Genomic DNA, 13,353 nt, shown 5'->3' with positions numbered 1-13,353 from the left:
TTGTTGCTAGGCCTTTCCCTGGCTTGTGGCGACGACGAATCCGAACGGTGTCACCCGATAGCGACGCTTCTTCTTGAGGGGGACATCATCGACCCCGCCCGCGGCCCACGGGTGGCAGCGGGCGATTCGGCGAACACCGAGCACGGTCCCGATCGCGAGTCCGTGCTCCTGGATGGCCTGCAACGCGTACGCGGAACAGGACGGGTAATACCGGCAGACGTCTCCGTAGAGAGGTGAGATGACCGCGCGATACGCCCGAAGCAGTAAAACGGCACAGTTCCGCGGAAGAAGGAGCACTGCAGTGAATGCGGTGTTCATCGACGGACGTTGCCTCTACTGGTGAATCGGCTGATTGCTGCGGAGATCTCTTCGTGCAGGGTAGCCCACTCCGCTTGAGTGGACGCTGGCAAAGCCCTGACCACGATGTCGGTCCCCGGCGTGAGCCGGGGGAGTACCTCGTGCGCCACGGCCTTCAACCTCCGGCGCACGAGATTGCGCCTCACGGCGATCCCGACGGTCTTGCCCACGATAAAGCCGAATCGCACCACATCCGGGTCCGGACTGCGACGGATGTACGTCACGGTATTCGCTCCGGTGAAGCGAGTCCCGCGACGCACAGTCGCCTTGTAGTCCGCCCCCCGCGTGATGCGATTGGCTTTGGCGAGCACCGGTGAAGGCTAAGCCGAGAGCTTCGTGCGGCCCTTGCTGCGGCGAGCAGCGAGGATCGCGCGACCCGCACGGGTGCGCATACGCAGACGGAAGCCGTGGGTCTTCGCACGCTTGCGGTTGTTCGGCTGGAAGGTTCTCTTGCTCATATCTCTATCTCCGTGTGGTCTCTTAACAGGCCGGTGCTGATGCAAGATCCAGCACGGGGAGGCCGTGAAAAGTTTTTGGGCAGCCAAAACGGCTGAAGTCAACTGATTAAAACTACGACCTCAGGGGGATGAGGTCAAACCAGCCGAGACAAATCCAATGATTATGCACAGGAATGGGAGGAACCTGAGGAGCGACGCGCCGCCGTATGCCCGCAAATGAATTTGATCCACAACCTGTGGACAAGTTACCGTGAGGACCAAAGTTATCCCCAGCCCATCCCAAAATCGGCCGGAGATCGCTACGGTATTGGACACACGGCGGTGGATAACCCTGTGAATACCTTCCGGCAGCGCACGCGCGGCCGACCCGATGGACACGACGACGACGGAGTCGACTGCGCTCCATCGGTTGACCGCATCCACACGAGACGAATACGGGGAACGATGGCAGGCGGCGAAGAGTCCATTTCTGCGGCATGGCAAACGGTGCTCGATTCCTTGGAGACCGACGACCGCATCACCCCGCAGCTGCACGGATTCCTCAGTCTGGTCGAGCCCAAAGGCATCATGGCCGGAACCTTCTACCTGGAGGTCCCGAACGAGTTCACCCGGGGGATGATCGAACAGCGCAGCCGCGTCCCCCTGCTCAATGCGATCGGCGGCCTCGATGAGTCGCTCGCGGTCAACACCTTCGCGATCGTGGTCAACCCGGAGATCCAGCAGGAGACGATGGCGGGCCCCACCGAGCCGGCCAACGCCGCATACATCGAGTCGCCGGCGCCGATGGTCGCCCCTCCGGTCGAGATCACGGCGCCCCCGCGCAACAACGACACCCGCCTCAACCCCAAGTACAGCTTCGACAACTTCGTTATCGGCCAGTCGAACCGCTTCGCACACGCCGCAGCGGTCGCGGTCGCCGAAGCTCCGGCCAAGGCGTACAACCCGCTCTTCATCTACGGCGACTCCGGCCTCGGCAAGACGCACCTCCTGCACGCCATCGGCCACTACGCGATGAGCCTGTACCCGGGCATCCGGGTGCGCTACGTCAGTAGTGAGGAGTTCACGAACGACTTCATCAACTCGATCGCCAACAACCGCGGATCGTCCTTCCAGGCGAGGTACCGCAACATCGATATCCTCCTGATCGACGACATCCAGTTCCTGCAGAGAGCGGTCGAGACGCAGGAGGCGTTCTTCCACACCTTCAACACGCTGCACGACCACAACAAGCAGGTCGTGATCACGAGCGACTTGCCGCCCAAGCTCCTCACCGGCTTCGAAGACAGGATGCGATCCCGCTTCGAGTGGGGCCTCATCACCGATGTGCAGGTGCCCGACCTCGAGACCCGCATCGCGATCCTCCGCAAGAAGGCACAGAGCGAGAAGATCCAGGTGCCGGACGACATCCTCGAGTTCATGGCGACCAAGGTGTCGAGCAACATCCGTGAGCTCGAAGGCACCCTCATCCGGGTCACCGCGTTCGCGAGCCTCAACCGCACACCGGTCGACATGCCGCTCGTGCAGACCGTGCTCAAAGACCTCATCACGCTCGACGACGACAACGTGATCGCGCCGACCGACATCATCACCAACACCGCCGACTACTTCAAACTCACCGTCGACGACCTCTACGGTTCGAGCCGCTCGCAGGCGGTCGCCACCGCGCGTCAGATCGCTATGTACCTCTGCCGCGAGCTCACCAACCTCTCCCTGCCGAAGATCGGGCAGCTGTTCGGCAATCGCGACCACACAACCGTGATGTACGCCAACAAGAAGATCAGCGAGCTCATGAAAGAACGCCGCTCGATCTACAACCAGGTCACAGAGCTCACCAGCCGCATCAAGCAGAACCACCGCTACAGCAAGTAGCCGTTCTCTGCTCCCTCGCACACTCCGGATGCGAGGAGCGGCCGTTCCAGGCGCCCGCGACACGCTCGAGGCGGCCTAGGGATGCGCATCCATCGCGTCGAGTTATCCACATATCTGTCCCCAGAGTGGGGACAGCGGATTATTAACACCTGTGGATAACTTGTGGAGAAGTGTAGGAAAGCCGACCCGTTAATGGGGACGAATCATGGATGCCTGTGAATGGAGGCCAACCTCGGCACAGACCACTTCCCCTGCAAACAACAGGAATCCCCAGGTCATCAACAAGTCACAAACGTGTAGTTCCCAGTGATCGACTGGTCTCGACAGAGTTATCCACAGTTTCCACAGCGGTTAACACCATTAATCATTAAGTCTTCTGAATGGGGAGGCCGACAACCTGAACCCCGATCGCTCGAATCACAATTATTCGCGGCAGAGGCAAGCGCTAGGATTTGTCACGATCCATTTCCCGCCGACGACAGAGGTGACTTCGTGAAGTTCCAAGCCAACCGGGATGTATTCAGTGAAGCCGTCTCCTTCGCCGTGAAGCTCCTTCCCCAGAGGACGACTCTCCCCATCCTGAGTGGTGTGCTGATCGAGACGACCGACACAGGACTGCAGCTCTCGTCGTTCGACTACGAGGTCTCTGCGCAGACGGAGATCGCCGCCGAGGTCGAGGAACCAGGTCGCGTGCTGGTCTCCGGTCGCCTGCTCGCCGAGATCGCGGCGAAACTTCCCAACGCACCGGTGCAGTTCTCCACCGAAGAGTCCAAGATCGTCGTTCGCGCCGGATCCGCGAACTTCACGCTGCTCTCCATGCCCGTCGAGGAATATCCGAGCATTCCGCAGGTGAGCGGCCAGGCCGGCCTCGTTCCTGCTGAAGAATTCGCGGAGGCCGTCGCCCAGGTGGGTGTCGCCGCATCCAGAGACGATGTCACGCCCGTCATCACCGGCGTCCAGCTCGAAGTCGGAGACAACACCCTCGGCCTGGTGGCCACCGACCGCTACCGGGTGGCTGTCAGGGAGATCAACTGGGACAACGGCACCACCTCCGGGGAGCCCGTCACCGCGCTCGTGCCTGCGCGCACCCTCACCGAGATCGGCAAGACGCTCGGTCACAGCGGAACGATCGCCGTCTCGATCACGAACCGCGACGACCGCGAGCTCATCGCGTTCACCGCGGACAAGAAGACCGTGACCTCACTGCTCATCAAGGGCAACTTCCCACCCGTGCGCCGGCTCTTCCCCGAGCAGGTCGACAACTATGCGGTCGTGAACACCGCCGAGCTCATCGAAGCGACCAGGCGCGTCGCCCTCGTGCTCGAGCGTGAGGCCGCCCTCCGTTACACCTTCTCAGCAGACGGCCTCACCCTGGAGGCCATCGGCTCGGAGCAGGCTCAAGCATCCGAGAGCATCGACGCTCTCCTCACTGGCCAGGAAACGGTGGTTTCGTTGAAGCCGCAGTTCCTGCTCGATGGTCTCGGTGCCGTGCACTCGGAATTCGTGCGCATTTCCTTCACCAAGACCGAAAACCCCAACAAGCCGGGTCCTGTTCTGATCACGAGCCAGACATCGAAGGACCAGGCAGGCGCGGACAACTACAAGTACCTCCTGCAGCCCAACCTGCTGCTCAGGTAACCCGCCGTCCGCTCGAACAGAGAAGAAGGACAATCATGCACATCGGCCTCGTCGGTCTCGGAAAAATGGGCAACAACATGCGTGCCCGCCTCGAGAAGAACGGCATCGAGGTGACCGGCTACGACACGAACCCCGAGGTTTCGGATGTCGCCACCCTCGCCGATCTCGTCGCCGCGCTGCCCGCTCCGCGCACCGTGTGGGTCATGGTCCCCGCCGGCGCGATCACCGATGCCGTGATCACCGACCTCGAGCCGCTGCTCGAAAAGGGCGACCTGGTGATCGACGGAGGAAACTCCCGCTTCACGGAAGACTTCAAGCACTCGGAGCAGCTCGCCCCCAAGGGCATCGACTTCATGGATGCGGGTGTCTCCGGCGGCGTCTGGGGTCTCGACAACGGCTACGGCTTGATGGTCGGCGGCAGCGCCGCCCAGGTCGAGCGTGTGATGCCGGTCTTCGACGCGCTGCGCCCGGAGGGCCCACACGACGAGGGCTTCGTCCACGTCGGCGAGGTCGGCGCAGGCCACTACGCCAAGATGGTGCACAACGGCATCGAGTACGCGCTCATGCAGGCGTACGCCGAGGGCTATGAGCTCCTCGACACTCGCAAAGACATCGTCAAGGATGTCACCGGCACGTTCAAGGCGTGGCAGCGCGGAACGGTCGTCCGCTCCTGGCTGCTCGACCTGCTGGTGCGCGCGCTGGAGCAGGACCCGGAGTTCGAGCACATCGAAGGCTACGTGCAGGATTCCGGCGAGGGTCGCTGGACCGTCGAGGAGGCTCTGGCGAACGCCGTGCCCGTCCCCACGATCAGCGCCTCGATCTTCGCGCGCTTCGTTTCGCGCCAGGAGGACTCGCCGGCGATGAAGGCCGTAGCTGCGCTGCGCAACCAGTTCGGCGGCCACGCCGTGAAGGCCGTGGACTAACCCTCTTTGAGAGTTACACATCTTTCCCTGACCGACTTCCGCAACTACCGCACGGCGGAAGTTCCGCTTGCGGCCGGCGCGAACCTCTTCGTCGGCCGCAACGGCCAGGGCAAGACGAACCTGGTCGAGTCGCTCGGCTATCTGAGCACCCTCGGGTCGCATCGGGTGTCGAGCGACCAGGCCATGATTCGCAAGGATGCGGAGTCCGCCGTCGTGCGCACCCGCATCCAGCACGACGGCCGCGAACTGCTGGTGGAGTTGCAGCTCAACCGCGGGTCCGCCAACCGGGCGCAGGTGAACAGGTCGGCGATCAAGACCCGCGAGCTTCCCCGCTACTTCTCGAGCGTGCTGTTCGCGCCGGAGGACCTCGCCCTCGTGCGCGGAGAGCCGAGCATCCGCCGCCGGTTCGTGGATCAACTGCTCGTGCAGCGGAATCCGCGGTTCGCCGGAGTGCTCGCCGACTACGAGCGTGTGCTCAAGCAGCGCAACACCCTGCTCAAGTCGGCCCGCGCATCCGGAGTCAAGGACGGACAGCTCGGAACACTCGACATCTGGGACGAGCGCCTGGTCGCGCTGGGTGCCGAACTGGTGGATGCGCGGCTCGACCTGATCGCGCGCCTCACCGATCCGCTCACCAACGCCTACCGCTCCGTGGCCGGCGACGATCATCATCCCCGGCTCATCCCGCTGCTGACCATTCGTGGAGCTGAGGTCGAGGACACGGACGATGCCGGGTCGGCCGATTCCGTAACCGACTCATCCGGTGTCGCCACGACCGATGCGTTCCGGCAGGCCCTCGCCTCCGTGCGCCGCAAAGAGCTCGATCGCGGACTGACCCTGATCGGGCCGCACCGTGACGATGTGCTCTTCGAACTGAACGGGCTCCCCGCCAAGGGGTACGCCAGCCATGGGGAGTCCTGGTCGTTCGCGCTCGCGCTGAAGCTCGCCTCCGCCGAGCTGCTGCGCCGCGAGTCGAACACCGGTGACCCCGTTCTGATCCTCGACGACGTGTTCGCCGAGCTGGATCAGGCCAGGCGTAGGATGCTCGCAACCGCCGTAGGGGGTTACGAGCAGGTGCTCATCACGGCGGCCGTATTCGACGACGTGCCAGGCGAGCTGACAGCGCACACTGTGCGGATCGAAGCGGGAGCCGTGGTCGACGAGAGCGCGGAGAACGGGACAGAGAAGGGAGCGGTGGATGGCTGATCAGAAAGCATCCATCGACGCAGCGCCGCTCAGTGATGCCTCCGCCACCTACCTCCGGATGCGCGAACTCTTCGGCGGAGCGCCGACCAGCCGCAGCCGCAGGATCAAGAAGAAGGACGCGGATCCATCGGCGAGCCAGCCGTTCGGCAAGGGACGCGACCCGCGCGGGCTCGGCGACGTGGTCGACGCTCTCGCGGTCCAGCTCGGCTGGACGTCATCCCTCGCCCAGTCCGACCTGCTCGCCGGATGGCTCGAACTGGCAGGGGAGGAGACGGCGAAGCACGCGATTCCGGAGGGCATCACCGATGGCGTGCTCACCGTCCGGTGCGAGTCGACGGCCTGGGCGACACAGCTCAGGATCATGCGCTCCGACCTCCTCGCCAGGATCGCGGAGCGATTCCCCGATGCGGACATCCAGTCGATCCGTTTTCAAGGCCCAGACGCCCCCTCCTGGAAAAGAGGCCCCAGGTCGATTCCAGGGCGTGGCCCGCGCGATACTTACGGTTGAGTGCACAAAAGAGGTCAATCGAGGGAAAACAACGCGTCAGACGGGCGTTTTCGCCCCGCGAGGCTTCCTGCGCTTGGTAGAATGAATAGGTCACTACTGAGTGCGGTCAGGAGCCTAATTTCATATGACGATGGAACCGAGCAAGGCTGAGTCGGAACACGACTACGGCGCGAATGAGATCCAGGTCCTCGAGGGTCTCGAAGCCGTACGCAAGCGACCCGGAATGTACATCGGTTCGACCGGCCCCCGCGGGCTCCACCACCTCGTGCAGGAGATCGTCGACAATTCCGTCGACGAGGCGCTCGCCGGTCACGCGGACAACATCGACGTGACCATCCTCGCCGACGGCGGTGTCAGGGTGATCGACAACGGTCGCGGCATCCCGGTCGACATCCACCCCGTGGAGGGGAAGTCGACCGTCGAGGTGGTTCTGACCATCCTGCACGCCGGCGGCAAGTTCGGCGGAGGCGGATACGCGGTCTCCGGCGGTCTGCACGGCGTCGGCAGCTCCGTGGTGAACGCGCTGTCCTCGCGCCTCGACGTCGAGGTCAGCCGCCAGGGCAACGTCTATCGCCAGAGCTATCGAAACGGCGTTCCGGAGGCTCCGCTCGAAATGGGCGAAGAGACGGATGCGACGGGAACGACGATCACGTTCTGGCCGAGCCCAGACACCTTCGAGAGCGTCGAGTTCGACTACGACACCCTGCGCACCCGCTTCCAGCAGATGGCGTTCCTCAACAAGGGGCTCCGCATCGCGCTGACCGACGAGCGCCTCGAAGAGGGACAGGAGGAGCCGCGCTCCGAGGTCTTCCTCTACGAGCAGGGCCTCATCGACTACGTGCACTACCTCAACTCCGCCAAGAAGGCCGAGGTCGTCCACGACGAGATCATCGCGTTCGAGTCGGAGGACACGGAGCGCAAGATCGCGCTCGAGGTCGCGATGCAATGGACCACGAGCTACAACGAGAGCGTCTTCACCTACGCCAACACCATCAACACCCACGAGGGTGGAACGCACGAGGAAGGCTTCCGCGCCGCACTGACCACGCTGGTCAACCGGTATGCGCGTGAGAAGAACATCCTGAAGGAGAAGGACGACAACCTCTCCGGCGACGACGTGCGCGAGGGTCTCACCGCCGTCATCTCGGTGAAGCTGTCCGAGCCGCAGTTCGAGGGCCAGACGAAGACCAAGCTCGGCAACACAGAGGCGAAGGCGTTCGTCCAGAAGGTCGTCGGCGACCAGCTCGGCGACTGGTTCGACCGCAACCCCAACCAGGCCAAGGAGATCATCCGCAAGGCGCTCCAGGCCGCGACCGCACGACTCGCCGCCCGCAAGGCCCGCGAGACCGCACGTCGCAAGGGCCTCCTCGAGGGCGGCGGGATGCCGGGCAAGCTCAAGGACTGCCAGTCCAAGGACCCGTCCATCTCCGAGATCTTCATCGTGGAGGGCGACTCGGCAGGCGGCTCGGCCGTCCAGGGCCGCAACCCGGAGACGCAGGCGATCCTTCCGCTGCGCGGCAAGATCCTCAACGTCGAGAAGGCACGGCTCGACCGCGCTCTCGCGAACAACGAGGTGCAGGCGATGATCACCGCGTTCGGCGCCGGCATCGGCGAGGACTTCAACCCGGAGAAGGCGCGCTACCACAAGATCGTGCTGATGGCCGATGCCGACGTCGACGGCCAGCACATCACCACGCTGCTGCTCACCCTCCTCTTCCGCTACATGCGTCCCCTCATCGAGCTCGGCTACGTCTACCTCGCACAGCCGCCGCTCTACCGCCTCAAGTGGACCAACGCGGAGCACGAATACGTGTACTCCGACCGGGAGCGCGACGCGTTCCTGGCCGACGGGATCGCGGCGGGCAAGCGCATCCCGAAGGACAACGGCGTGCAGCGCTACAAGGGTCTCGGCGAGATGGACTACAAGGAGCTGTGGGAGACCACGATGAGCCCGGAGACCCGCACACTGCTGCAGGTCACTCTCGACGACGCCGCCGCGGCCGACGAGATCTTCGCCACCCTGATGGGCGAGGACGTCGAGTCGCGCCGCAATTTCATCCAGAAGAACGCGAAGGACGTGCGTTTCCTTGACATCTGACAACATCGAAGGCCCCCAGGGAGACGACATCGTGACCGACGACACCGCAGGAGCCGGATTCGGCGTCCACGGCAGGATCGACCAGGTCGACCTGCAGTCGGAGATGCAGCGCTCCTACCTCGACTACGCGATGAGCGTCATCATCGGGCGCGCGCTGCCCGAGGTGCGCGACGGCCTCAAGCCCGTCCACCGTCGCGTGATCTACGCGATGTTCGACGGTGGATACCGGCCGGACAAGGCGTTCTCGAAGTGCGCCCGCGTCGTCGGCGACGTGATGGGTCAGTTCCACCCGCACGGTGACTCCGCCATCTACGACGCCCTCGTCCGTCTCGTGCAGCCGTGGAGCCTCCGCTACCCGCTCGCTCTCGGCCAGGGGAACTTCGGTTCGCCGGGCAACGACGGCGCGGCCGCCCCGCGATACACGGAGACCAAGATGGCTCCGCTCGCGATGGAGATGGTCCGCGACATCGACGAGGAGACCGTCGATTTCCAGGACAACTACGACGGTCGCACTCAGGAGCCGGCCGTCCTGCCGAGCCGCTTCCCGAACCTGCTGGTCAACGGCTCGGTCGGCATCGCCGTCGGCATGGCCACGAACATCCCGCCGCACAACCTCCGCGAGGTCGCGGACGGCGCGCTGTGGTACCTGGCCAACCCGGAAGCGCCGCGCGAGGAGCTCCTCGAAGAGCTGATGAAGCGCATCAAGGGACCTGACTTCCCGACCGGTGCGCAGATCCTCGGCATCAAGGGCATCCAGGACACCTACCGCACCGGCCGCGGCTCGATCACGATGCGCGCCGTCGTGTCCATCGAGGAGATCCAGGGCCGGATCTGCCTGGTCGTCACCGAGCTGCCGTACCAGGTCAACCCGGACAACCTCGCGATCAAGATCGCCGACCTGGTCAAGGACGGCAAGATCGGCGGCATCGCCGACATCCGCGACGAGACCTCCGGCCGCACCGGCCAGCGCCTCGTGATCGTGCTGAAGCGGGATGCGGTCGCCAAGGTCGTGCTGAACAACCTGTACAAGCACACCCAGCTCCAGGAGAACTTCGGCGCGAACATGCTCGCGATCGTGGACAACGTGCCGCGCACCCTCGCGCTCGACGGGTTCATCACTGCGTGGGTAGACCACCAGATCGAGGTCATCGTCCGGCGCACGCGCTACCGTCTGCGCAAGGCGGAGGAACGGGCGCACATCCTGCGCGGCTACCTCAAGGCACTGGATGCGCTGGACGACGTCATCGCGCTCATCCGCCGGTCCCCGACCGTGGACGACGCACGCACCGGCCTGAAGGACCTGCTCGACGTCGACGACATCCAGGCGGATGCGATCCTCGCGATGCAGCTGCGCCGCCTGGCCGCACTCGAGCGTCAGAAGATCATCGACGAGCACGACGAGATCGAGCGCGAGATCGCGGACTTCCAGGCGATCCTCGCCGACCCTGTGCGTCAGCGCACGATCGTCAGCGATGAGCTCACCGAGATCGTCGACCGCTTCGGCGACGATCGCCGCACCGAAATCATGTTCGGCTTCGACGGCGATATGAGCATGGAAGACCTCATCCCCGAAGAGGAGATGGTGGTCACCGTCACGCGCGGCGGTTACATCAAGCGCACCCGCAGCGACAACTACCGCAGCCAGCACCGCGGCGGCAAGGGCGTCAAGGGTGCCCAGCTCCGCGGGGAGGACGTGGTCGACCACTTCTTCGTCACCACTACGCACCACTGGCTGCTGTTTTTCTCGACCAAAGGTCGCGTCTACCGCGCCAAGGCGTACGAGCTGCAGGAAGCAGGCCGGGATGCGAAGGGTCAGCACGTGGCCAACCTGCTCGCCATGCAGCCGGATGAGGAGATCGCGGAGATCCTCGACATCCCCGACTACGAGGCGGCCAAGTACCTCGTGCTCGCTACGCGCGACGGCCTGATCAAGAAGACGGCGCTGAGCGAGTACGACACGAACCGCTCTGGCGGCATCATCGCGATCAAGCTGCGCGAGGAGGACGAACTCGTCTCGGCGCTGCTGGTGGAAGAGGACTCGGACCTGCTGCTCGTCTCCCGCAAGGGCATGTCGATCAGGTTCACCGCGTCCGACGAGGCGCTGCGCCCGATGGGCCGCTCCACCTCCGGCGTGATCGGGATGCACTTCCGCGACGACGACAAGCTGCTCGACGCATCCGTGGTCTCTGACGACGGTTACGTGTTCGTCGTGACAGAGGGCGGGTACGCCAAGCGCACCGCTGCCGACCAGTATCGCCTGCAGAACCGCGGTGGCCTGGGCATCAAGGTGGCGAAACTGAGCGACGACCGGGGCGACCTGGTGGGCGCGCTGATCGTGGACGACGACGACGAGGTCCTTGTGGTTCTTGCCAGCGGCAAGGTGGTACGCTCCTCCGTGGCCGAGGTACCCGCCAAGGGCCGAGACACCATGGGTGTCGTCTTTGCACGTTTCGCCGAGTCCGACAAGATCATCGCTCTGGCCAAGAACACCGAACGCAACCTTGATTCTCAGGAAGATGACGAAGAATCTGGGGACGTCGGGAAGGAAGAAACCGTAGATGAGCAGTAGTGTCGCCGAAAAGCTCGCCAAGAAATCGTCCCGGAGACCTGGATCCGCCAAGCAGGTACGTCTCAAACTGGTGTACATCGACTTCTGGTCGACCGTGAAGCTGTCGTTCCTCGCCGGGATCTGCCTGGCGATCATCGCGATCGTCGGAACGTTCCTGGTGTGGACCGTGCTGGACCGCACGGGCATCTTCGACCAGGTCAACAGCCTGTTCAAGGACATCTCCGGCGCGGGGGGAAGCGACCTCAAGTCGATTCTCGGCCTCGGTCAGGTGATGGGCTTCTCGCTCGTCGTCGGCATCCTCGACATCATCGTGATCACGGCGCTCGGCGCCGTCTTCGCCCTCCTGTACAACCTTTCCGTGAAGATCACCGGCGGCCTGCTCGTCGGCTTCACCAACAACTAGAACGACCATCCCGTGCGGTTCGGCACCCCGCCGATTTCGCATTGGACGGGCAGATCAGGTAGTCTCTAATCTGCCCAATCGGGGATATAGCTCAGGCGGTTAGAGCGCTTCGCTGATAACGAAGAGGTCCGAGGTTCAAGTCCTCGTATCCCCACCACTGTGTTTTGAGAGTCAGGTTTCTTCTCGGATCACAGCCCCTCCGGGGCCTTAGCTCAGTTGGTAGAGCGCCTGCTTTGCAAGCAGGATGTCAGGAGTTCGAATCTCCTAGGCTCCACAGTTCTTCTCACGTCGGCATTCTTCGAGCCGGCACCTCTCACGCGGCTACCTCTCCGGCGGCACGATCGCCCTCGTCGGGAACGGGCTCGAATACGAGACGCTCGTCGTGACGCTGCCCAGGGTTCCGATCGTGCCGCTGATCTGCTCCAGGTGTCGCATCGACGTTGCCACCACCTTCAGGATGAAGCAGTCGTCTCCGGTGACGTGGTGCGCCTCCACCACCTCCGGCGTCTCCGCCAGCAGCTCGTGAAGCGGCGTGTAGACACTGCTCGGGTAGCGCAGGCGCAGGAACGCGAGGATCCCGTAGCCGAGGCGCTCAGGGTCCACCACGGCCCGGTAGCCGCCGATCACGCCCGCCTCTTCCAGACGGCGCACGCGCTCGGCGACCGCGGAGTTCGACATGTGGACGCGTCTGGCGAGTTCGGCGATCGACTGGCGGCCGTCCCGCTGCAGCTCGGCGAGCAGGGCGTCGTCGACCGAATCGGTCATGTATGGCGGATTCGCGGTCATGCGCCGATTCTGCCATCGGATCGACGGCGTTTGGTGTCGAATGCCGGTGAACGTCTCTTCAAACCGACCGCGCGCATCCCTAATCTGTGGTCATGACCATCACAGCCGCAGAAGCAGCCCGCCACTTCGCCAGCAAGCTCGAGTTCGAGACCGACCCTTCCGACGTCCGGGCGGCTCGGGAGGCGGGGGAGCCGTTCGTTCTGGTGGACTCGCGCGGAGATGCGGCCTGGGCTCAGGCGCGTATCCCCGGTGCCATCCACCTGCCCACCGCGCAGATCGGAGAGCGGGTCGCAGCGCTCATCCCGGAGGGGATGCCCGTGGTCGTCTACTGCTGGGGTCCCGGCTGCAACGGCTCCACGCGGGCGGCGTTGCAGTTCAGCCTGCTCGGTTACCCGGTCAAAGAGATGATCGGCGGCTTCGAGTACTGGGCACGCGAGGGCCTCGGCATCGAGAACGACAACGGGCCTGTCGAACGCGGCACGGACGAGCTGACCGCGCCCGTGCACGTGGATGCGATCACCTGCGACTGCTGACCGCC

Annotated in this window: 13 protein-coding genes and 2 tRNA genes; 11 read left to right on the top strand and 4 right to left on the bottom strand. The window is 64.1% G+C overall.

The window, feature by feature from the left end; genetic code table 11:
- Positions 1-6: 6 nt before the first annotated feature.
- Genes yidD through rpmH form a run of 3 tightly spaced genes read right to left on the bottom strand, consistent with a single transcriptional unit; the run spans position 7 to position 815 of the window.
- On the bottom strand, positions 7-318 hold the full coding sequence (yidD, locus tag ASE16_RS19500) for a membrane protein insertion efficiency factor YidD (RefSeq protein WP_082581513.1): 312 nt from the start codon (positions 316-318) through the stop codon (positions 7-9).
- Positions 315-668: a ribonuclease P protein component gene (rnpA, locus tag ASE16_RS15740; RefSeq protein WP_055897192.1), complete on the bottom strand. Its 354-nt coding sequence runs from the start codon at positions 666-668 to the stop codon at positions 315-317. Before rnpA ends, yidD begins: the two co-directional genes overlap by 4 nt.
- A gap of 9 nt (positions 669-677) precedes the next feature.
- Positions 678-815 carry a 50S ribosomal protein L34 gene (gene rpmH, locus ASE16_RS15735; RefSeq protein WP_055897189.1) on the bottom strand — a complete coding sequence of 46 codons (138 nt, stop codon included), beginning with the start codon at positions 813-815 and terminating at the stop codon, positions 678-680.
- A 444-nt stretch (positions 816-1,259) separates the two neighbouring features.
- Here rpmH and dnaA point away from each other — a divergent pair, with 444 nt between their 5' ends.
- The 10 genes from dnaA to ASE16_RS15685 all read left to right on the top strand — a co-directional run bounded on the left by dnaA (position 1,260) and on the right by ASE16_RS15685 (position 12,303).
- Positions 1,260-2,684 (top strand): chromosomal replication initiator protein DnaA, encoded by a 1,425-nt coding sequence (gene dnaA, locus ASE16_RS15730; protein ID WP_055897186.1) that lies wholly within the window; start codon positions 1,260-1,262, stop codon positions 2,682-2,684.
- Between the two features lie 492 nt (positions 2,685-3,176).
- Positions 3,177-4,322 (top strand): DNA polymerase III subunit beta, encoded by a 1,146-nt coding sequence (gene dnaN / locus ASE16_RS15725; protein WP_055897181.1) that lies wholly within the window; start codon positions 3,177-3,179, stop codon positions 4,320-4,322.
- A gap of 35 nt (positions 4,323-4,357) precedes the next feature.
- Positions 4,358-5,245, top strand: coding sequence for a phosphogluconate dehydrogenase (NAD(+)-dependent, decarboxylating) (gene gnd / locus ASE16_RS15720; RefSeq protein WP_055897178.1), 888 nt, complete (start codon positions 4,358-4,360; stop codon positions 5,243-5,245).
- 6 nt (positions 5,246-5,251) lie between these two features.
- The gene (gene recF, locus ASE16_RS15715) at positions 5,252-6,451 is read left to right on the top strand and encodes a DNA replication/repair protein RecF (RefSeq protein WP_055897175.1); all 1,200 of its coding nucleotides are present in this window, start codon (positions 5,252-5,254) and stop codon (positions 6,449-6,451) included.
- On the top strand, positions 6,444-6,959 hold the full coding sequence (locus ASE16_RS15710; RefSeq protein ID WP_055897172.1) for a DUF721 domain-containing protein: 516 nt from the start codon (positions 6,444-6,446) through the stop codon (positions 6,957-6,959). The genes recF and ASE16_RS15710 overlap by 8 nt, the downstream gene beginning before the upstream one ends.
- Positions 6,960-7,083: 124 nt before the next feature.
- Complete coding sequence (gyrB, locus tag ASE16_RS15705) at positions 7,084-9,057, top strand: DNA topoisomerase (ATP-hydrolyzing) subunit B (RefSeq protein ID WP_055897169.1); 1,974 nt, start codon at positions 7,084-7,086, stop codon at positions 9,055-9,057.
- Positions 9,058-9,088: 31 nt separating this feature from the next.
- Positions 9,089-11,626, top strand: a complete 2,538-nt coding sequence (gene gyrA, locus ASE16_RS15700) for a DNA gyrase subunit A (RefSeq protein WP_402853620.1) — start codon at positions 9,089-9,091, stop codon at positions 11,624-11,626.
- A complete protein-coding gene (locus ASE16_RS15695) occupies positions 11,616-12,029 on the top strand; it encodes a DUF3566 domain-containing protein (RefSeq protein WP_055897164.1) in 414 nt (137 codons plus the stop codon). Before gyrA ends, ASE16_RS15695 begins: the two co-directional genes overlap by 11 nt.
- Positions 12,030-12,109: 80 nt before the next feature.
- Positions 12,110-12,186 (top strand) — tRNA-Ile (locus tag ASE16_RS15690).
- 44 nt (positions 12,187-12,230) lie between these two features.
- Positions 12,231-12,303 (top strand) — tRNA-Ala (locus ASE16_RS15685).
- Between the two features lie 47 nt (positions 12,304-12,350).
- On the opposite strand, the gene ASE16_RS15680 is transcribed toward ASE16_RS15685, so the two are convergent.
- Positions 12,351-12,815, bottom strand: coding sequence for an Lrp/AsnC family transcriptional regulator (locus ASE16_RS15680; protein WP_055897161.1), 465 nt, complete (start codon positions 12,813-12,815; stop codon positions 12,351-12,353).
- 92 nt (positions 12,816-12,907) lie between these two features.
- Between ASE16_RS15680 and ASE16_RS15675 the strand changes: the two genes are divergently transcribed.
- Complete coding sequence (locus tag ASE16_RS15675) at positions 12,908-13,348, top strand: rhodanese-like domain-containing protein (protein ID WP_055897158.1); 441 nt, start codon at positions 12,908-12,910, stop codon at positions 13,346-13,348.
- Positions 13,349-13,353: the final 5 nt, after the last annotated feature.

The sequence above is a fragment of the Leifsonia sp. Root227 genome (assembly GCF_001428745.1).
Classification (GTDB): Bacteria; Actinomycetota; Actinomycetes; order Actinomycetales; family Microbacteriaceae; genus Leifsonia.
This window is presented reverse-complemented; position numbering and strand designations above follow the sequence as displayed.

Coding starts and splice junctions, on each gene's coding strand:
- yidD (WP_082581513.1), bottom strand. CDS start 318: ATGAACACCGCATTCACTGCAGTGCTCCTTCTTCCGCGGAACTGTGCC.
- rpmH (WP_055897189.1), bottom strand. CDS start 815: ATGAGCAAGAGAACCTTCCAGCCGAACAACCGCAAGCGTGCGAAGACC.
- dnaA (WP_055897186.1), top strand. CDS start 1,260: ATGGCAGGCGGCGAAGAGTCCATTTCTGCGGCATGGCAAACGGTGCTC.
- gnd (WP_055897178.1), top strand. CDS start 4,358: ATGCACATCGGCCTCGTCGGTCTCGGAAAAATGGGCAACAACATGCGT.
- ASE16_RS15710 (WP_055897172.1), top strand. CDS start 6,444: ATGGCTGATCAGAAAGCATCCATCGACGCAGCGCCGCTCAGTGATGCC.
- gyrB (WP_055897169.1), top strand. CDS start 7,084: ATGACGATGGAACCGAGCAAGGCTGAGTCGGAACACGACTACGGCGCG.
- ASE16_RS15695 (WP_055897164.1), top strand. CDS start 11,616: ATGAGCAGTAGTGTCGCCGAAAAGCTCGCCAAGAAATCGTCCCGGAGA.
- ASE16_RS15680 (WP_055897161.1), bottom strand. CDS start 12,815: ATGACCGCGAATCCGCCATACATGACCGATTCGGTCGACGACGCCCTG.
- ASE16_RS15675 (WP_055897158.1), top strand. CDS start 12,908: ATGACCATCACAGCCGCAGAAGCAGCCCGCCACTTCGCCAGCAAGCTC.